We start from the raw sequence: 20,016 nt of genomic DNA, 5'->3' as shown, positions 1-20,016 counted from the left end.
CCTTTAGTGACTCAGTCGTTGAGTCCATTCCTGACTCGCCTTGCCAAGCAGATCAAATACGTATTCATACGCTTCATGACTTTTACGAAACGGATCGGGAATCTCCCGAGGTTGTAGCCATTGCCCAAAGAGGAGCGATCGGCCTCTGATTTCAGGTGCAATAGATGAAATATGGTTCAGATGTTCAGGTTCCATTGCCAAAATAAGATCGTAAGCGCGCATCAACTCCAGGCTAAGTTTTTGCGCAACATGACCTTCAAGCGAAATACCGTGTAACGCGGCCACCTCCTGGGCTCGTGCGTCCGCCGAGTGACCGACCAGGCCACTCACGCCAGCAGACGCCACGGTTAAACCAGGCATTTGCTGGCGTAACAACCGCTCACCTATAGGCGAGCGGCATATATTTCCGGTGCAAACCACCAAAATGGAGTTAATCATTACTGCGGCCACGTTCTGATATAGCGAACGGTTTCAGTCAGATCATGCACGCCACTGATTGTCGGAACGAGTTGGGAAATGACACGATTCCACTGTGATAATGGCGCAGTCGTCACGTACACAATATCGTAAGGCTGTAGCTGGAATTCCGTTCCCAATACTAACGCCGAGGCATCTTTAGCATTGAGTTGGTAAATGCTGGCAATTTTTCCTGATTTCGCGGTTTTGGCTTCCGAGCGGATAACAAAAATGCCCGTTGCATCCGCCATATCCTGATTGAGCCCGCCGGCATTTCCTAATGCCTCCGCGAGCGTCATTCCGCTGCGATCCATCTTGAATGTGCTCTGTTTGACAACTTCTCCCATCACGAAAACTTTCAGCGCATCGTTGCGTGGGACAAACAAAATGTCGCCGGGATAAAGCAATTTATTTTGCGTGAGATCGCCATGTTGCATAAGCGCATAAAGCGAAATGTGACTGTCCTGCCCGTTATGCGTGAGCACTACGTCACGCCAGTCAGCATCAGGAGACAATCCCCCCGCTGCATTCACTGCATCCATCACAGTCAGTGGAATATTGGTGATAGGTTGTTGCCCGGATTTAACGACTTCACCTGTCACATACGCTTTTTGAGAGCGGAAGGACGCGACGCTAACGTCTACTTGCGGACTTTCGATCACTGAATCCAGGCGAGCAGCGATCTCTTCGCGGATTTGCGACACTGTTTTGCCAGCAACATGTAATTTACCGATATAAGGGTAGAAAAGAGTCCCGTCTGATGCGACCCAGTTACCGGTGTCGCTCGCACTGCGATATTGCCCCGCGGGTGTGGTGAGTTCCGGGTGATCCCAGACGGTGATCGTGAGGATGTCACCAACGTCAACGTGGTATTCCCACTTCTTTAATCGCTCATCCAGACTAGGATTTGACTGAGATTTCAACGTCGTTGGACGTAACATATCGATGAGAGAAGGCGTAACGGTATACACATCAACTTTCTCATTAATATTAAAATTTGCATCCGTTGCAAGAATGATATTTTTACCTGATAAGCCAAGTTGTTGCCCAGGTAAAGCAGCACACCCGGTCAAATAGCTTATTATCAGTGTTAAAATTGGCAGCGATATTTTATTTTTCATGTAAATAGCGAGGTCTTACTTTCTAAGAAATCATTAGGGCTTGCTTATAAATGACAAGCAAGTGATATACTTAATTTAAAGTTTATCAAAAACTTAAATTAAACCCTTATCAGGTAATGGACAAAAAACAAACCAGCGAATGTTTTAGCAATCCATTGCAAGCCAAAATACTGTCAGCTATAAAGTCATGCAGGGTATTCGCATGAATTTTAAATACTAGAACGTCGTGTTAATAAATTCATTCACTGTAGTGTCCAGTTTTATACTTTATCCATTACTCAAATACTTCTCACGAATCATAATTTCTATGATTAATTCACACCAATGCATTCCCGTGAGAATTGAATCAATCCATGTGCAAACCTGCCCAAATTTGTTACATTTTTTATCGAACAAGCACAGCCATGCCATTTAAAATGGCCTGTTGACCACACTGCATGAGACAGTGGGTTGAGGTAACAGTAAAAGTCTAAGCGGAGAGAAAATGACTAAGCGTAAAATGCTGCTTTTGGGTGTCTTGATGTCACTGACCAGTGCGGCTTATTCTGCCCCACAAACGGCTTCACCATCAGGCATTCAAGCCTATGAAGAACAAGAATTCATCGCCGACTTTACAAAATTTAAAATTGGTGACACCGCTCCGGCGCAGTACCAAACGCCTGAGTACACCATCAAACAATATCAACTGCGTAATCTTCCCGCGCCGGACGCAGGGACACACTGGACTTACATGGGCGAAAATTACGTCCTGATTGGCGATAATGACGGTAAAATTTATAAAGCGTACAACGGGGATATTTTCTATCACCGCTGATTCGATCATCGTTAGACCCTGGCAGGAAAGCGATCGCCCTTTCCTGCGGACGCTCTTTTTGCATTCTCGCCGGGTGGCCTGGCCGTGGCTTAATAGCGATCGGTGGCAACTCGAAGATTTCGATGCCGCTACGCGTGATGAGCAAATCTGGGTCGCCATCCATGACGGTCATCGGGTTGGATTTGCCTCGGTATGGACTAACGATAATTTTCTGCACAATCTGTTTGTCGATCCGCAACGGCTGCACGCAGGCGTAGGAAGCGCGTTGTTAACACACGTTCAGAAAAGCTTCACCAGCACGGGTGCCCTGAAGTGTCTGGTCAAAAATGAGCGCGCCGTGAGGTTTTATCAACGACACGGTTGGCACATCGAAGCGACGGGAGATTCTCCGGACGGAGAATATTATCTGATGCATTACAGGCTACCCTGACAGGCAGCCTGTAAGATGCGTGTTTAAACCGCGCGGAAGGCGATCTCACCCGGAATGACTTCACCCTGCCAGTAAAGCTGGGCTGCGACGCGCCCTGCTAGCTGGCGATACATCTCGGCAAACTCGCTTTCAGGACGGCTAACAACCGTTGGCTTACCCTTATCCAGATCTTCGCGCAGCGTGATATGCAGCGGCATTTGTCCGAGAAGCTGTGTGTGATACTGCTCGGCCAGTTTCTCAGCGCCACCAGTACCAAAGATCGCTTCGTGATGCCCGCAGTTGCTGCAAATATGCACACTCATATTTTCGACAACACCCAGCACCGGCACTTCAACCTTCTCAAACATGACGATGCCTTTTTTAGCGTCGATCAGCGCAATATCCTGCGGCGTCGTAACGACAACAGCACCCGTGACAGGAATATTTTGCGCCAGCGTCAGCTGAATGTCGCCGGTGCCCGGCGGCATATCCAGGACCAGATAATCAAGATCCGGCCACAGGGTTTCCTGCAGCATTTGCAACAGCGCTTTACTGGCCATCGGGCCGCGCCACACCATCGCGTTATCATCGGTGACGAGATAACCAATAGAATTGGTCGCCACTCCATGAGCGATAATAGGCGCCATATGGGTGCCATCCGGTGAGGTTGGACGTTGATTCTCCGCACCTAACATATTAGGGATAGAGGGGCCGTAAATATCGGCATCAAGAATCCCGACTTTTGCCCCTTCAGCCGCCAGCGCCAGCGCCAGATTGACTGCGGTAGAGGATTTTCCTACTCCGCCTTTACCCGAGCTGATGGCGATAATGTTCTTAACACCATTCACGCCCGCCTGGTTTTTTACGCGTTTTAGCGTGGCGATATTGTGCGTCAATTTCCAGTCAATCGCTTTCGCGCCTGTGATGCGCAGCAGATCTGAACTGCACTGCTCTTTGAGCGCCTCGAAAGCATTCGTCCAGATAAACGGCATCTGCACTTCGATATGCAGAGTGTCATCCAGCCATGCCACATGGTGCAACGCTTTCAGCGTTGTAAGATTGTGTTTCAGTGTTGGATGCTGAAAATTTGCCAGCGTCCCGGCGACCATTGCTCGTAAGGCTTCCGGTGATTTGGCCTGGGATTGAGGACTCATCCCGACTCCTTTGTTGTTGTTCTGAAAAAGTACTCGTCACCGTTAAGTTTACCCCAGTGGTCACAATTATTCATTTATGGATTGATGCCCTTAATTCTTGGCGTAGTTATGGCCTTTCGGGTAACATCAAAAGCCCTTTTTACAGTTAAAAGAAGTAATGCCCACTATGACTCAAGTCGCGAAAAAAATTCTGGTAACGTGCGCACTGCCGTACGCAAACGGTTCAATCCACCTCGGCCACATGCTGGAGCATATCCAGGCTGATGTCTGGGTCCGTTACCAGCGAATGCGCGGCCACCAGGTAAACTTCATCTGCGCAGACGATGCCCACGGCACACCGATCATGCTGAAAGCACAGCAACTGGGCATTTCTCCAGAGCAGATGATTACCGAAATGAGTCAGGAGCATCAGACCGATTTTGCTGGCTTTGACATCAGCTACGACAACTATCACTCCACGCACAGCGACGAGAACCGCGAGCTGTCGGAGCTTATCTACACCCGTCTGAAAGAGAACGGTTTTATTAAAAACCGCACCATCTCTCAGCTATTCGATCCAGAAAAAGGCATGTTCCTGCCGGATCGTTTCGTCAAAGGCACTTGTCCAAAATGTAAATCCCCGGATCAGTACGGCGATAACTGCGAAGTGTGCGGCGCAACTTACAGCCCAACCGAGCTTATCGAGCCAAAATCCGTGGTGTCTGGCGCGACGCCGGTGATGCGTGACTCTGAACACTTCTTCTTTGACCTGCCGTCGTTTAGCGAAATGCTGCAGGCGTGGACACGCAGTGGTGCGCTACAGGAGCAGGTGGCGAACAAAATGCAGGAGTGGTTCGAATCCGGTCTGCAGCAGTGGGATATTTCCCGCGATGCGCCTTACTTCGGCTTTGAAATTCCCGACGCGCCGGGCAAATATTTCTACGTCTGGCTCGATGCGCCAATTGGCTACATGGGCTCGTTCAAGAACCTGTGCGACAAGCGCGGCGATACCACGAGCTTTGAGGAATACTGGAAGAAAGATTCCGATGCCGAGCTGTATCACTTCATCGGCAAAGACATCGTTTATTTCCACAGCCTGTTCTGGCCTGCCATGCTGGAAGGCAGTGGTTTCCGTAAACCGACAAATCTGTTCGTCCACGGTTATGTCACTGTGAATGGCGCGAAGATGTCCAAATCTCGCGGTACGTTCATTAAAGCCAGCACCTGGCTGAACCACTTTGACGCCGACAGTCTGCGTTATTACTACACCGCGAAGCTCTCGTCTCGCATTGATGATATCGACCTGAATCTGGAAGACTTCGTCCAGCGCGTGAACGCAGACATCGTGAATAAAGTAGTCAACCTGGCGTCCCGTAACGCTGGCTTTATCGGCAAGCGTTTTGACGGCGTGATGGCGGCTGAACTTGCCGATCCGGCGCTGTACAAAACCTTCACCGACGCAGCGACGACAATTGGCGAAGCGTGGGAAGCGCGTGAGTTCGGCAAAGCCGTACGCGAAATCATGGCCCTGGCCGATCTGGCAAACCGCTATGTCGATGAGCAGGCACCGTGGGTTGTCGCGAAGCAAGAAGGACGCGATGCGGATCTGCAGGCGATTTGCTCCATGGGCATCAACCTGTTCCGCGTGCTGATGACCTATCTGAAGCCCGTTCTGCCAACGCTCTCTGAACGTGCAGAAGCATTCCTGAACACCGAACTAACCTGGGATGCTATTCAGCAGCCGTTGCTCAGCCACAAGGTGAACACCTTTAAAGCGCTCTACAATCGTATCGAAATGAAACAGGTTGAAGCGCTGGTTGAAGCGTCTAAAGAAGAAGTGAAAGCCGCTGCGGCTCCGGCGACGGGCCCGCTGGCGGATGACCCGATTCAGGAAACCATTACTTTTGATGATTTCGCGAAAGTCGATTTACGCGTCGCGCTGATTGAAAATGCAGAATTCGTTGAAGGCTCCGACAAGCTGCTGCGCCTGACGCTGGATCTGGGTGGTGAAAAGCGTAACGTCTTCTCAGGCATTCGCTCTGCCTATCCCGATCCGCAGGTGCTGATTGGTCGCCAGACGGTGATGGTTGCTAACCTTGCGCCGCGCAAAATGCGTTTCGGCATCTCTGAAGGGATGGTGATGGCCGCAGGTCCTGGCGGAAAAGATATCTTCCTTTTAAGCCCTGACGAAGGTGCCAAGCCTGGTCAGCAGGTGAAATAAATAAAAAGCCGGAGATAATCTCCGGCTTTTTTTATGCTTTCTTGTGCAAGCGATTGGTCAGCCCGCGTAAGAAGTAACGCAAAAACTGGTCGCCACATTCACGGTAATTCTTATGATCCGGCGCACGCATCATGGCGGTAATTTCCGGCATCGACACACGGAATTTCTGCTCGGCCATGATCGCCAGCACATCATCGGTTTTGAGGGAAAATGCGATACGCAATTTCTTCAACACGAGATTGTTGTTAACACGACGCTCTGGCGACAGCGGAGGCGTGTCTTCTGCCTTTCCGCGCTTATCGTAAATCAGGCCATTCAAAAACGACGAGAGAATGATGTCCGGGCAGCGAATAAAGCCCTCTTCGTCTTCTTTGGTTATCCAGCTGGTAATATTTGCCGGCTTAGTTTCCACTTCGGCGAGTGCGAGAATACGCACCAGATCGTTGTTATTCGATTTCAGGATGTAGCGCACGCTACGAAGAATGTCGTTACTTAACATAATGCCTTCAGCTTTCGGTATTGCGATAGGCGCAGTGTACCAGTTTTACAGCCCAATCGCCTCTTTCAGGCTCTTGAGATAGCGGCGGCTCACCGGCACCGTCTGCCCTGCGCGTAACACCAGTTCGGCCTGGCCGTTCTCTTCCAGACGGATCTCTTTCAGATGCGCCATGTTCACCAGATACTGGCGATGGCAGCGTATCAGCGGCGTACGGCTTTCGAGCGTGCGCAGCGTCAGCTCCGTAAAACCTTCCTTGCCTTCAGCGCTAGTGACAAAAACACCGCTCATGCGGCTGCTGACGAAAGCCACATCGTCCATTTGCAGGAGATAAATTCGGCTATGTCCGGTGCAGGGAATGAATTTCAGCGTCTGCTGATGTTCCGGTAGCAGCGAGACGTCCTGCACGGTACGCTCCTGACGTAAACGGTTAAGCGTCTTGTCGAGCCGCTTTTCTTCAATCGGTTTCAACAAATAATCGAACGCATGCTCCTCGAACGCTTTCACCGCGTACTCATCAAACGCCGTCAGAAAAACGATATACGGGCGGTGTTCGGGGTCGAGCATTCCGACCATTTCCAGACCGCTAATGCGCGGCATCTGAATATCCAGAAAGAGTACGTCCGGGCGCAATTTATGCACTGCGCCAATAGCTTCTATCGCATTTGCGCATTCGCCCACAATCTCGATATCGTTCTGCTCCTGGAGCAGAACCCGCAGGTTTTCCCGCGCTAACGGCTCATCGTCAACAATCAGCACTCTTAGCATACGTTTTCCTCCAGCGGCAATCTTAAGGTAATTCGGGTAAAGCTGTCTGCCTCACAGGCGACGGTGATTCCGCAATCATCGCCAAAATGCGCGTGCAGGCGTTTGTCCACAAGGCTCATTCCCAACCCGCCTGCTACGGCCGCAGGCTGATAAAGCCCGGCATTATCTTCAATATCCAGCACCAGATGATGATTAAACTGGCTGGCCGTGATGCTAATTTCACCAGTGCCCAGCAGTTGGGATGTCCCGTGCTTAATGGCGTTTTCAACAATCGGTTGCAAAGTAAACGCAGGAAGATGCTGATGCGACAGTTCATCCGGCACAAATAACGACACCTGCAAACGCGACTGGAATCGTGCTTTCTCGATTTGCAGATACGCATTCACATGCTCAATCTCATCAGCCAGCGTGACTATCTCCGACGGGCGTTTCAAATTCTTGCGGAAAAAGGTCGAGAGAAACTGCACCAGCTGTGCCGCCTGGTCACTGTCTCGTCGGATCACTGCCTTCAGCGTATTCAGGGCATTGAACAGGAAATGCGGATTCACCTGCGCATGCAGCAGTTTGATCTCTGACTGTGTCAGCAACGCTTTCTGCCGTTCATATTGCCCGGCCAGGATTTGCGCCGATAACAGCTGTGCAATCCCCTCTCCTAAGGTGCGGTTGATGGAACTGAACAGGCGGTTTTTGGCCTCGTATAATTTAATGGTCCCCATCACGTGCTGATTTTCACCCCGCAGCGGGATCACCAGCGTAGAGCCAAGCTTACACTGGGGATGCAACGAGCAGCGATAAGGCACTTCGTTACCGTCGGCGTAAACCACCTCGCCTGTTTCAATCGCCCGCAGCGTGTAAGCGGAGGAAATCGGTTTACCCGGTAAATGATGGTCGTCACCGGTGCCGGTAAACGCCAGTAATCGTTCGCGGTCGGTAATGGCGACGGCACCGATATCCAGCTCCTGATACAGCACCTGCGCCACTTTCATGCTGTTCTCTTCGTTAAAACCCTGGCGCAAAATGCCTTCTGTCGACGCGGCGACTTTTAACGCCGTGGAGGAAAACGCTGAGGTGTATTTTTCAAACATGGCGCGCTTGTCGAGCAGGATGCGCATGAACAACGCCGCACCCACAGTATTAGTCACCATCATCGGTGCCGCGATGCTGCTGACCAAATGCAGCGCATCTTCAAAGGGACGCGCAATCAGCAAGATGATCAGCATTTGGGCCAGCTCGGCCACAAGCGTAATCGCCCCCGCGGTCAGCGGGCTAAAAACTTTATCCGGGCGACCGCGTTTGATCATATAGCTGTGAACCAGACCGCCGAGCAATCCCTCAACAATGGTTGAGATCATACAACTCAACGCCGTCATCCCGCCCATCGAATAGCGATGTAATCCGCCGGTTAATCCCACCAGACCACCGACAAGCGGGCCGCCGAGCAACCCGCCCATAACGGCACCGATAGCGCGAGTATTGGCGATGGAATCTTCGATATGAAGACCAAAATAGGTCCCCAGAATGCAGAAAATGGAGAAAGTGACGTAGCAAAGTAGTTTGTGCGGGAGGCGAACGGTCACCTGCATCAGCGGAATAAACAGCCGCGTTTTACTCATCAGCCACGCGATGACCAAAAACACACACATCTGCTGTAGCAGCAGCAACACCAGATTAAATTCGTACATAGCCGAAAACCGCACTTTCTAAAAACGCGTAACATACACTGATGCACATTAACTTTCTTTGAAGCATTCCAAAAAAGCTGTAATTCGTGTCCGGTATCACATCGTTTACCCGGAGATAGTCCATCCTTCGCATTATTTGTACAAAAAACGGTCGATTCTTCCTGGTTCGTGAATCAGCGTCTACAGTTATTCTGGGGATGCGCAAGCCAGGGGGCGAACATGGCGCTTTACACAATAGGTGAAGTGGCAGTGCTTTGTGAGATCAATCCCGTGACACTGCGAGCCTGGCAGCGACGGTATGGATTATTGAAACCGCAGCGAACCGACGGTGGACACCGCCTGTTTAACGATGCGGATATTGACCGTATCCGCGAAATCAAAAGCTGGATCGATAATGGCGTACAGGTCAGCAAGGTCAAGTCGCTGTTAACCGAACACGAACCCGGTTGCCAGAGCGAATGGCGCGAGCATCAGGAAACCCTGCTACGGTTCCTGCAGGCTGGAAACCTTCAGCGCTTGCGCACCTGGATCAAGGAACAGGGGCGGGATTATCCTGCCCAGACGTTGATCACTCACCTCTTTATTCCTCTTCGTCGTCGCCTCCAGTCCCAACAACCGACATTGCAGACGTTACTGAGCATGCTGGATGGCGTGCTGATCAATTACATTTCCGTGTGCCTCTCATCGGCACGCAAGAAGAGCGGCAAAGATGCGCTGGTCGTTGGCTGGAATGTGCACGACACCACGCGTCTATGGCTCGAAGCGTGGATTGCGACTCAGCAAGGCTGGCGCGTCGACGTGCTGGCGCATTCTTTACCCAACCTTCGTCCGGAGCTGTTCGAAGGGCAAACGCTGCTTGTCTGGTGCGGCGATATTCCGACCGCCGCTCAGCAACAGCTCCTGAGCGAATGGCGAGAGCATGGCTATCCCGTCTTTACCCTCGGTCCGTAATTTACCTTCAGGGCATTTAATGGTTCATTAACAGACGTGCTTCACCGTATAATTGGACGGTTAACAAAAGGAGCACATCATGAAGGCAACCAAAGTGGCCGCCATTACTCTCTTCGCCTTAATGGCTATCAGCGGCATCGGCGGCGTCATGCTGGCCGGTTATTCATTTATCGTGCGTGGCGGTGTCGGCTGATATACCGCGCCAGTCGTTCAAAACCACGATCGACCACAATCGCCGCCAGCGCAACGAGTACCGCGCCTTGCAGAATATACGCGGTGTTAAATCCGCTCAGACCGATGATGATCGGCGTGCCTAACGTATTCGCCCCAACGGTTGATGCAATGGTCGCGGTGCCAATATTAATAATGACTGACGTTCGGATCCCCGCCAGAATCACCGGGGCAGCAAGCGGCAGTTCTACCTTTCTCAGCCGCTGTCCGGCGCTCATGCCCATGCCTTCTGCGACGCTCACCACCGCCGCTGGAACCGCCGTCAGTCCCGCCAGCGTCGCCTGTAAAATCGGCAACACGCCATACAATATCAGCGCAATAATCGCCGGTTCCTGACCAAACCCGATCACCGGAACGGCAATGGCGAGCACCGCCACGGGCGGAAATGTCTGACCGATGGCAGCAATGGTCTCGACCAGCGGGCGAAACTCTTTTCCTGCGGGACGTGTTACCGCGATACCGGCGCCAACCCCCAGCACAATTGCGATCACGCTCGACACGCCCACCAGCCAGAAATGCGCCAGCGTCAGGCTGATAAAACTCTCCTGCAAATAAACCGGTCGCGGTAATTCAGGAAATAACGCGCCAAACAGCGCACCGCTATGCGGCATCAATCCCAATAGCGCGACAAACACCACAACCAGCCATAGCAGCGGATCACGCATCCACTTCATGCGCCACCTCCCCTGCCAGCAGATCGCGAAAATGCAGCGTGCCGCACGGCGTCCCGTGTTCATCAACCACCGGCAAGACTTCACATTGGTGGGCGACAAAGGCTGAAAGCGCATCACGCAGGCTCATCTGAATATGCAGCGCATCGCCCGTCACGGTGGCATTCTGAGGACGCAGATATTCCCCTACCGTGCGAAGCGAAAGCAGTCGAACGCCCAGTTCGCTGCGGCCAAAGAATTCGCGGACAAAATCCGTCGCCGGACGGGTTAACAATTCGAGCGGCGTTCCCTGCTGCACCACTTCACCGTTGTCCATCAATACCAGTCGGTCGGCAAGGCGCAGCGCTTCATCGATATCATGCGTCACCAGGATAATGGTACGGCCCAGAATGCGGTGAATGCGCGTCATCTCGGTTTGCAACGCGCCGCGCGTGACCGGGTCCAGCGCACCAAAAGGCTCATCCATCAACAGCACCTGTGGATTCGCTGCCAGCGCACGCGCCACGCCCACGCGCTGCTGCTGACCGCCGGAAAGCTGATGCGGGAATCGCTCGCGCAACTGCGGCTCAAGTCCCAGCAGCGCCATCAGTTCATCTACCCGTTCGGCAACTTTCTGCCGCGACCATTTTTGCAGTTGCGGTACGGTGGCAATATTCTGCGCGACCGTCCAGTGCGGGAACAGGCCAATCGACTGAATGGCATACCCCATGCGGCGGCGCAACTCCAGCACCGGCAGACTGCGGATCTCCTCTCCGGCAAAACGAATCATCCCGCTGTCATGTTCCACCAGCCGGTTGATCATCTTGAGCGTCGTGGATTTTCCGGAGCCGGAAGTGCCAATCAGCACTGAGAATGCCCCTTCTTCAAAGCGTAAATTGAGGTTGCGGACTGCGGGCTGACCGGCAAAATTCTTATTCACATTATGAAATTCAATCATGATTTTTCCCTTTCAGCAGAGCGAGCCACAAGGCAAAGACGGCGTCAATGACCACCGCCAGCGCAATGGTTGGAATGACGCCAAGCAAAACTAAATCCAGCGCACTGCTGAGCAACCCCTGGAAAACCAGCGCCCCGAAACCGCCGGCACCAATCAGCGCCGCAATCACCGCCATACCGACGGTTTGTACCGTTACCACGCGCAGGCTGCGCAGCAGAAGCGGCAACGCGATGGGTAGCTGCACCTTCCAGAAGCGCTGACGCTGACTCATGCCCATCGCACTGGCGCTTTCCAGCACGTCCGGTGAAACCTGGCTTAACCCCGCCAGAACCCCGCGCGCCAATGGCAGCAATGCATATAGCACCAGCGCAATGAGCGCAGGCGTCAGCCCTGTGCCTGCGATACCCAATGATGAAAGCGCAGGAAATGATTTCACCAGCCCGGCGAGCGGAGCAATCAGCAAACCAAAAAGGGCCACAGAAGGGATAGTCTGAATCACGTTAAGTACGGCAAAAACCGGCCCCTGACGAGAGGGATGACGATAACACCACATGCCAACAGGTACGCCGATCAGCAACGCCGGAATCAGCGTACCAAACAGAATGGTCAGATGCTGGACCAGCGCATCGTCAAACACATCCTTGCGGTTTGCGTACTCCTTCAGCAACGAAAGCGAATGTAGCTCGCCGCTAAACACGATCAACAGGGGCACGATCCAGATCTGCGCATTCAGCAGCCAGCGCCAGAGCGGCTGCTGAGTGAGTCGGCGAATCGCATCGCTAGAGCCCAGCAGGCACAGGGCTATCCACAGCCACAATCCACTGCCGATTGACGTTCGTGCCAGCGGGCTTTCAACCGTGCTCAAATGCGTGGCGGCCAGACCGGCACTCCACACCAGTAACGCGAAAAGAGATTCGCACAGGAACAACGTGAGAATCAGCGACAGACGCCCCCGCCAGAACGACAGCAACGCCATCAGCACCAGAGACAGTCCCAACAACATGGGCGAAAACGCCCATATCTGCCAGACCGCACGCCCTTCACCGGAAACCAGGCGATTTGGGGCAAAATTAACAAACGGCAACGCGCACGCTGCCAGCGCAAAGCACGCCAGCAGCAACAGTACGCGGTTATGACATTTTATCGGCACCACTTTTCCCTGTTACTTCACGAGACCTTTTTGCTTCAGGTAATCGGCCGCCACTTTTTTAGCATCCAGCCCTTCCACAGCAATGCTCGCGTTGAGCTGTTGCAGCGTTTTTTCATCAAGCGTTTCAAACACCGGCTTCAGCCAGTCGCCCATCTGCGGATAGGCTTTCAGCACCGCTTCACGCACAACGGGCGCGGGCGCATAGATCGGCTGGACACCTTTTGGATCGGTGAGCGTTTGTAGCCCCAGCGCGGCAACCGGACCGTCTGTGCCGTACGCCATCGCGGCATTCACGCCCGATGTTTGCTGCGCTGCAGCTTTAATCGTCACCGCCGTGTCACCGCCAGCCAGGGAAAGAAGCTGTTTCTGATCGAGTTTGAAATCGTACGCTTTTTCAAAAGCCGGTAACGCGTCCGGACGTTCGATAAATTCGGCCGATGCGGCGAGTTTAAACTCACCTTTTTCTTTAAGATAACGGCTTAAATCGTCGAGGGAGGTGAGTTTGCCTTTCTCAGCCAGATCTTTGCGCACGGCAATGGTCCAGGTGTTGTTTGCCGGGGCTGGCGTCAACCAGATGAGCTTATTTTGCTCGGCGTCGAGTTTTTTCACTTTCTCGTAGCCTGCGCTGGCATTTTTCCACGCCGCATCGTTTTCATCTTTAAAGAAAAATGCGCCGTTGCCCGTGTATTCCGGATAGATATCCAGCTCACCAGACGTGATCGCGCCGCGCACGACGGGCGTTGTACCAAGCTGCACTTTATTGACCGTTTTAACGCCGTGGCTTTCAAGAACCTGAAGAATAATATTGCCGAGCAAAGCCCCTTCGGTATCGATTTTCGATCCGACTTTTACCGGCTCAGCCGCCTGCAAGGGCAGGCTTAACGCCGCCAGCAACGCCGCAGACCCTAAAACCCGCTTTGAAATTGTCATTCCGCTATCCTCATTTTTTATCGCCCTTATCAGAGGCTTGAGAGAAAAGCGTAGTTTAAAACGGGGAATTTAACCGACAAAATGCGTTTTTAGCATATGGTAAGAACAATCCCCCGACTGGCGGGGGATTCAGGGGCAGGAAAAATTACAGCAGTTCGAACTCGCCTTTATTCACGCGAGCGGAGTCCACCCCGATAAAGACGTTAAACTTGCCGGCCTCAGCGTCATATTTCATCTGCTGATTCCAGAACTTCAGCGCGTCGACATCAATCGGGAAGCTGACGGTTTTCGTCTCACCCGGTTTCAGATCCACTTTTTCGAAGCCGCGCAGCTGTTTCACCGGTCGGCTCATCGACGCGGTGACGTCCTGAACGTACATTTGGATCACGGTCGCCCCTTCACGTTTACCGGTATTGGTCACTTCCACACTGGCCGTCACTTTTCCGTCACGTTTAATAGACGGTGCTGACATTTTCACGTCGGAAACGTTGAAGGTGGTGTAGCTCAAACCGTAACCAAACGGATACAACGGGCCGTTCGCTTCGTCAAAGTAACGTGAGGTGTATTTGTTTGGCTTATCCGCGTTATACGGACGGCCCGTATTGAGATGGCTGTAGTACACCGGGATCTGCCCAACCGAGCGCGGGAAGGACATCGGCAGCTTGCCCGATGGGTTGTAATCGCCAAACAGCACATCGGCAATCGCGTTGCCGCCTTCAGTACCCGCAAACCAGGTTTCCAGCAGCGCGTCAGCCTGTTGATCCTCTTTGACCAGCGTCAGCGGACGACCGTTCATCAGCACCAGCACCAGCGGTTTACCGGTGGCTTTCAGCGCAGCAATCAGGTCGCGTTGACTTTGTGGAATGTTGATATCCGTGCGGCTGGACGCCTCGTGCGCCATGCCTTGCGCTTCGCCGACGACGGCAACCACCACGTCAGACTGCTTTGCCGCGTTAACGGCTTCGTCGATCATCGCCTGGGCAGAACGCGGATCAACTTTCACCGCCTCTTCGTACTGATTCAGGAACGTCACGATATCTTTATCGTTGGTGACATTCGCGCCTTTGGCATAAACCACTTTGCCGTTTTCACCCAGCGCGTTTTTAATCCCCGTCAACACGGTAACGGATTGATCGGCCACGCCCGCAGCGGACCAGCTCCCCATCACGTCGCGTTTGCTGTCAGCCAGAGGACCAACGACTGCAATGGTGCCCGATTTTTTCAGCGGCAACGTCTCGAGACGGTTTTTCAGCAGAACCAAACTTTCGCGCGCCACTTCACGCGCATCTTTGCGGTGCAGACGACTTTCCGCGTTGGTATCCGCCGGATCGGAATCTTTTGGTCCCAGATGGCTGTACGGATCGTTAAACAAGCCCATGTCATATTTTACATTCAGCACATGGCGCGTGGCGTCATCCAGCTCTGCCATCGTCACCTTGCCGGTTTTCACCAGATCGGGCAGATATTTGCTGTAATACTCGTCGCTCATGCTCATGTTGATACCGGCTTTGAGCGCCACGCGCACCGCGTCTTCTGGGTCGGACGCCGCACCGTGCTTAATCAACTCTTTAATCGCGCCGTGATCGGAAACGGTGATGCCTTTAAAGCCCCACTGATCGCGCAGAACATCTTTGAGTAGCCAGGAATCTGAGGTCGCCGGTGTGCCATTCAAAGAGTTCAGCGCCACCATGACCGCACCGCTACCGGCATCCAGCCCGGCTTTGTACGGCGGCATGTAGTCGTTGAAGAGACGCTGCGGACTCATATCCACGGTGTTGTACTCTTTACCGCCTTCGACTGCGCCATATGCCGCAAAGTGTTTAACGCTGGTCATCACCGAATAGCGATCCGCCGGGCTTTTACCCTGCATCGCTTCTACCATGGTTTTGCCCAGGGTCGCGGTGAGGTAGGTATCTTCGCCAAAACCTTCTGACGCACGGCCCCAACGCGGATCGCGGGAGACGTCGACCATAGGTGCCCAGGTCATGTTCAGGCCATCATCCGCCGCTTCATAAGCAGAAATACGCCCAACGGTTCTGACCGCATCCAGATTGAAAGAGGACGCTAAACCGAGGCTGATAGGGAAAACGGTACGCTGGCCGTGGACCACATCGTAAGCGAAGAACAGAGGAATTTTCAGGCGGCTCAACTGCATCACCTGATCCTGCATTTTGCGGATGTCTTCACGGGTCACGGTGTTAAAAATCGCCCCGACCTGACTCTCCTGAATCATGTCGCGGATCGCCTCTTTCGGGTTATCCGGTCCGACGCTGATCAGACGCAGCTGGCCGATTTTCTCATCGACCGTCATTTTCGTGAGCAATTCGTTGACGAATTTATCGCGTGCTTCCGGGGTTAACGGGTGATTGCCAAACAGATCTTCAGCGAGCGCGGGTTGCAGCGCCAGACCTACTGCGACAGCTACAGAACAAAGCCATTTCATGTTGTTGTACTCTCTCATCATCAACCGCCGGAAAACTCGGCCAGACCGTGCGAAAAGCGCAGTGTGCCACAAACCCTTAAAACGTTGCAGGGTTATTCTCTGATTTTTCTCGTGAATACTTGTTCGCTTATAAGTTAATCGCGCTATGCTTTACAGCGAGAAATTTGCCCCACCACAAGGAGTGGAAAATGACTTCTGTTCGGACTCAACATCACAACGCATTCATTAACGAACTGTCGCGGCTGGTCGGCCACTCGCACCTGCTGACTGACCCGGAAAAAACGGCTCGTTATCGCAAAGGCTTTCGTTCCGGTCAGGGAGAGGCGCTGGCTGTGGTCTTCCCGGGTACGCTGCTGGACCTGTGGCGCGTGCTGGCGGCCTGCGTCGAAGCCGACAAAATCATTCTGATGCAGGCGGCGAATACCGGTCTGACGGAAGGTTCCACGCCAAACGGCAATGATTACGACCGCGATATTGTCATTATCAGCACTTTACGCCTGGATAAGCTGCATGTGCTGGATAAAGGTGAGCAGGTGCTGGCGTACCCTGGCACCACGCTGTATTCACTGGAAAAGGCGCTAAAACCGCTCGGTCGCGAACCCCATTCCGTGATTGGTTCATCCTGTATTGGCGCATCGGTGGTCGGTGGGATCTGCAACAACTCCGGCGGTTCGCTGGTGCAGCGCGGGCCGGCTTATACCGAAATGTCGCTGTACGCGCGCATTGACGAAAACGGCAAGCTCACGCTGGTGAACCATCTGGGTATCAATCTCGGCGTCACGCCAGAACAGATCCTCAGTAAACTTGACGACGAGCGCGTCACGGACGCTGACGTTCAGCACGACGGTCGTCACGCCCACGATCATGATTACATTACCCGCGTGCGAGATATTGATGCCGATACCCCGGCGCGTTACAACGCCGATCCAGATCGTCTGTTTGAATCCTCCGGGTGTGCGGGCAAGCTGGCGGTGTTCGCCGTGCGTCTGGACACCTTCCCCGCCGAGAAAAAACAGCAGGTCTTTTATATCGGCACCAACCAGCCGGACGTGTTGACGGAAATCCGCCGCCATATTCTGGGTGAATTCGCGAATCTGCCGGTGGCGGGCGAATACATGCACCGTGATATTTACGATATCGCTGAGCGCTACGGCAAAGACACCTTCCTGATGATCGACAAGCTCGGCACCGATAAAATGCCGTTCTTCTTCACCATGAAAGGCCGCGCCGACGCGATGCTGGGTAAAGTCTCGCTGTTTAAACCGCATTTTACCGATCGTTTTATGCAGAAGCTGGGCAACGCGTTCCCGGCGCATTTACCGCCGCGCATGAAAAGCTGGCGTGATAAATACGAACACCATCTGCTGTTGAAGATGGCGGGCGACGGGATTAATGAAGCGCAAACCTGGCTGAGTGAATTCTTTAAAACTGCCGAGGGCGATTTCTTTGCCTGTACACCGGAAGAAGGCAGCAAAGCGTTTTTACACCGCTTTGCTGCCGCGGGCGCAGCGATTCGCTATCAGGCCGTCCATTCCGAGGAAGTCGAAGACATTCTGGCGCTGGACATTGCCCTGCGTCGTAACGATACGGAATGGTTTGAACAGTTACCGCCTGAGATCGACAGCAAGCTGGTGCATAAACTCTATTACGGTCACTTTATGTGCCACGTTTTCCATCAGGATTACATCGTCAAAAAGGGCGTCGATGCGCATGCTCTGAAAGACGAAATGCTTGAACTGTTGCGCGTGCGCGGGGCGCAGTACCCTGCTGAACACAATGTCGGTCATTTGTATGAAGCACCGGACACGCTTAAGCGTTTTTATCGCAAGAATGATCCGACAAACAGCATGAACCCCGGCATTGGCAAAACGACAAAGCATAAATACTGGCGTGAAGCGATTACTTCAGACGGTGGTGATTCGCAAGCCTCTGAACAAGCCGTAAAGCCTCACTGAAAATATTGTTAAGCACACATCAATCGTACTAGAGTATCGACACGTGCCGGAGAAACGTTTCTCCGGCTTTTTTCTTCCAGGAGAAAGCCCGCCATGTCGGCCGTTGAGATCTTATCTGCGAATGAAGTTGAGGTGCGCGACGCCCAGCCTGACGATGTCCACGCGATTGCCGCCATCTATGCCTGGCATGTGTTGAACGGTCGCGCCTCGTTTGAAGAAGTCCCTCCCGCTATTGATGAAATGCGCCAGCGCATGCGCGATATCGCCGCCGAGGGGTTGCCCTGGCTGGTGGCGCTTTATCGTGGTGTGGTGGTGGGTTACTGCTATGCCGCGCTGTATCGCGCTCGCCCTGCCTATCGCTATACGCTTGAAGAGTCGATCTATGTCGATGCCAGCGCCACTGGACGCGGTTTTGGCAGCGCGCTGATGGATGCCCTGATTGAACGCTGCGAACAAGGCCACTGGCGACAAATGATTGCGGTGGTGGGTGACGGGCACAACAATTCAGGCTCTATTCGTCTGCATAAAAAGCATGGCTTTGAAGTGGCCGGACAGCTCAGAAGCGTGGGCTACAAGAAAGGGAACTGGCGGGATACGCTGATCATGCAGCGTCCACTCAACGACGGTGACTGGACGCTGCCGGAATAGTTAATCGTTTTGCGCGGTTTGTTCACCCGCCGATGACGCTGAGGCCATTTGCGCAGCTTTTTGCTTTTTATAGCTCAACGCTGCCGCCGGTACTGGCTGGGCTTTACCGGTTTCAATCCAGGTCCGTAGACGGCTGGCATCGGCAAAGTGGGTGTATTTACCAAAGGCATCCATTACCACCAGCGCAACCGGTTTACCGTTGAACACGGTACGCATCACCAGACAGTGACCCGCCGCATTGGTAAAGCCCGTTTTGGTTAACTGAATATTCCAGTTCTCCCGATAAACCAGATGGTTAGTATTGCGGAACGGCAGCGTGTAAGCCGGATTCGCAAACGTAGCCATCTCTTCACGCGTGGTGCTGAGCTGTCCGATCAGCGGATACTGCTTGCTGGCGATCAGCATTTGGGTCAGATCGCGCGCGGTCGACACGTTATGGATCGACAGACCCGTCGGCTCCACAAAACGCGTATTCTTCATCCCCAGTGATTTCGCTTTCGCATTCATCGCGCGGATAAACGCGTCGTAACCACCAGGATAATGATGTGCCAGGCTCGCTGCCGCACGGTTTTCCGAGGACATCAATGCCAGCAGCAGCATATTTTTACGGCTGATTTCGCTGTTCAAACGCACGCGAGAGTAAATCCCCTTCATTTCCGGCGTCTGGCTGATATCGACCTTGAGTTTCTCATCCAGCGGCAGTCGTGCATCCAGCACTACCATCGCGGTCATTAATTTGGTAATTGAGGCAATCGGACGCACCAGATCCGGGTGACTGGAATAGATCACTTTGTTGGTGTTCAGATCGACAATCATCGCGCTACCCGAAGCAATTTCCGGTTGAGCGGCAGTCGTCAGTGCAGGTGTTTTCGCGATCGCTGGTGCGGCAACGGGCACCGCCAGGATCAGCGCAAGGCTAAGTAATGAGACTCGGAATTTCAGCATGGGGGAAACTTCTGATAATTATTCATGCACGTTATGACGTACGCCTCCTGTGAAA

General features: G+C 53.1%; 19 protein-coding genes. 7 read left to right on the top strand and 12 right to left on the bottom strand.

The annotated features are described in order from the left end of the window. Positions 1-3 precede the first annotated feature (3 nt). Together AC0LWE_RS12675 and AC0LWE_RS12670 are read right to left on the bottom strand one after the other, a co-directional pair. Positions 4-450, bottom strand: a complete 447-nt coding sequence (locus AC0LWE_RS12675; RefSeq protein WP_059179228.1) for an arsenate reductase/protein-tyrosine-phosphatase family protein — start codon at positions 448-450, stop codon at positions 4-6. Beyond that, positions 438-1,577 carry a polysaccharide export protein gene (locus tag AC0LWE_RS12670; protein ID WP_202693182.1) on the bottom strand — a complete coding sequence of 380 codons (1,140 nt, stop codon included), beginning with the start codon at positions 1,575-1,577 and terminating at the stop codon, positions 438-440. The genes AC0LWE_RS12675 and AC0LWE_RS12670 overlap by 13 nt, the downstream gene beginning before the upstream one ends. A gap of 484 nt (positions 1,578-2,061) precedes the next feature. On the opposite strand from AC0LWE_RS12670, the gene AC0LWE_RS12665 reads away from it, so the two are divergent. Together AC0LWE_RS12665 and AC0LWE_RS12660 are read left to right on the top strand one after the other, a co-directional pair. Continuing rightward, complete coding sequence (locus AC0LWE_RS12665; RefSeq protein ID WP_216981158.1) at positions 2,062-2,391, top strand: RcnB family protein; 330 nt, start codon at positions 2,062-2,064, stop codon at positions 2,389-2,391. Then, entirely contained in the window at positions 2,339-2,821 is a 483-nt protein-coding gene (locus AC0LWE_RS12660) for a GNAT family N-acetyltransferase (RefSeq protein ID WP_219347562.1), read from the top strand. The genes AC0LWE_RS12665 and AC0LWE_RS12660 overlap by 53 nt, the downstream gene beginning before the upstream one ends. Before the next feature lie 23 nt (positions 2,822-2,844). On the opposite strand, the gene apbC is transcribed toward AC0LWE_RS12660, so the two are convergent. After that, a complete protein-coding gene (apbC, locus tag AC0LWE_RS12655; RefSeq protein WP_219347561.1) occupies positions 2,845-3,954 on the bottom strand; it encodes an iron-sulfur cluster carrier protein ApbC in 1,110 nt (369 codons plus the stop codon). A 166-nt stretch (positions 3,955-4,120) separates the two neighbouring features. On the opposite strand from apbC, the gene metG reads away from it, so the two are divergent. Continuing rightward, positions 4,121-6,154 (top strand): methionine--tRNA ligase, encoded by a 2,034-nt coding sequence (metG, locus tag AC0LWE_RS12650; RefSeq protein WP_219347560.1) that lies wholly within the window; start codon positions 4,121-4,123, stop codon positions 6,152-6,154. 31 nt (positions 6,155-6,185) lie between these two features. On the opposite strand, the gene AC0LWE_RS12645 is transcribed toward metG, so the two are convergent. Genes AC0LWE_RS12645 through AC0LWE_RS12635 form a run of 3 tightly spaced genes read right to left on the bottom strand, consistent with a single transcriptional unit; the run spans position 6,186 to position 9,100 of the window. Beyond that, entirely contained in the window at positions 6,186-6,653 is a 468-nt protein-coding gene (locus tag AC0LWE_RS12645; protein ID WP_219347559.1) for a YehS family protein, read from the bottom strand. Positions 6,654-6,698: 45 nt separating this feature from the next. Next, complete coding sequence (gene btsR, locus AC0LWE_RS12640; RefSeq protein WP_059179234.1) at positions 6,699-7,418, bottom strand: two-component system response regulator BtsR; 720 nt, start codon at positions 7,416-7,418, stop codon at positions 6,699-6,701. Then, the gene (locus AC0LWE_RS12635) at positions 7,412-9,100 is read right to left on the bottom strand and encodes a sensor histidine kinase (RefSeq protein ID WP_219347558.1); all 1,689 of its coding nucleotides are present in this window, start codon (positions 9,098-9,100) and stop codon (positions 7,412-7,414) included. Before AC0LWE_RS12635 ends, btsR begins: the two co-directional genes overlap by 7 nt. A gap of 219 nt (positions 9,101-9,319) precedes the next feature. On the opposite strand from AC0LWE_RS12635, the gene mlrA reads away from it, so the two are divergent. Both mlrA and AC0LWE_RS12625 read left to right on the top strand, forming a co-directional pair. Further along, a complete protein-coding gene (mlrA, locus tag AC0LWE_RS12630; RefSeq protein WP_131488808.1) occupies positions 9,320-10,051 on the top strand; it encodes an HTH-type transcriptional regulator MlrA in 732 nt (243 codons plus the stop codon). A gap of 79 nt (positions 10,052-10,130) precedes the next feature. After that, positions 10,131-10,244, top strand: a complete 114-nt coding sequence (locus AC0LWE_RS12625) for a protein YohO (protein WP_015959724.1) — start codon at positions 10,131-10,133, stop codon at positions 10,242-10,244. Here AC0LWE_RS12625 and AC0LWE_RS12620 read toward each other — a convergent pair. From AC0LWE_RS12620 to bglX, 5 genes are all read right to left on the bottom strand, one after another. Then, the gene (locus tag AC0LWE_RS12620; protein WP_202693185.1) at positions 10,219-10,956 is read right to left on the bottom strand and encodes an ABC transporter permease; all 738 of its coding nucleotides are present in this window, start codon (positions 10,954-10,956) and stop codon (positions 10,219-10,221) included. The genes AC0LWE_RS12625 and AC0LWE_RS12620 overlap by 26 nt on opposite strands. Next, positions 10,940-11,890, bottom strand: coding sequence for an ABC transporter ATP-binding protein (locus AC0LWE_RS12615; RefSeq protein WP_131488810.1), 951 nt, complete (start codon positions 11,888-11,890; stop codon positions 10,940-10,942). The genes AC0LWE_RS12620 and AC0LWE_RS12615 overlap by 17 nt, the downstream gene beginning before the upstream one ends. Then, the gene (locus tag AC0LWE_RS12610; RefSeq protein ID WP_202693186.1) at positions 11,883-13,040 is read right to left on the bottom strand and encodes an ABC transporter permease; all 1,158 of its coding nucleotides are present in this window, start codon (positions 13,038-13,040) and stop codon (positions 11,883-11,885) included. Before AC0LWE_RS12610 ends, AC0LWE_RS12615 begins: the two co-directional genes overlap by 8 nt. A 12-nt stretch (positions 13,041-13,052) precedes the next feature. Then, positions 13,053-13,970 carry a glycine betaine ABC transporter substrate-binding protein OsmF gene (osmF, locus tag AC0LWE_RS12605; RefSeq protein ID WP_131488814.1) on the bottom strand — a complete coding sequence of 306 codons (918 nt, stop codon included), beginning with the start codon at positions 13,968-13,970 and terminating at the stop codon, positions 13,053-13,055. Positions 13,971-14,115: 145 nt separating this feature from the next. Further along, a complete protein-coding gene (gene bglX, locus AC0LWE_RS12600) occupies positions 14,116-16,413 on the bottom strand; it encodes a beta-glucosidase BglX (protein WP_174343207.1) in 2,298 nt (765 codons plus the stop codon). 188 nt (positions 16,414-16,601) lie between these two features. On the opposite strand from bglX, the gene dld reads away from it, so the two are divergent. Both dld and AC0LWE_RS12590 read left to right on the top strand, forming a co-directional pair. Continuing rightward, entirely contained in the window at positions 16,602-18,368 is a 1,767-nt protein-coding gene (gene dld / locus AC0LWE_RS12595; RefSeq protein WP_219347557.1) for a D-lactate dehydrogenase, read from the top strand. 93 nt (positions 18,369-18,461) lie between these two features. Further along, a complete protein-coding gene (locus AC0LWE_RS12590; RefSeq protein WP_131488817.1) occupies positions 18,462-19,016 on the top strand; it encodes a GNAT family N-acetyltransferase in 555 nt (184 codons plus the stop codon). On the opposite strand, the gene pbpG is transcribed toward AC0LWE_RS12590, so the two are convergent. Further along, complete coding sequence (pbpG, locus tag AC0LWE_RS12585; protein WP_202667491.1) at positions 19,017-19,961, bottom strand: D-alanyl-D-alanine endopeptidase; 945 nt, start codon at positions 19,959-19,961, stop codon at positions 19,017-19,019. Positions 19,962-20,016 lie beyond the last annotated feature (55 nt).

The sequence above is a fragment of the Lelliottia sp. RD5 genome (assembly GCF_056032945.1).
This window is presented reverse-complemented; position numbering and strand designations above follow the sequence as displayed.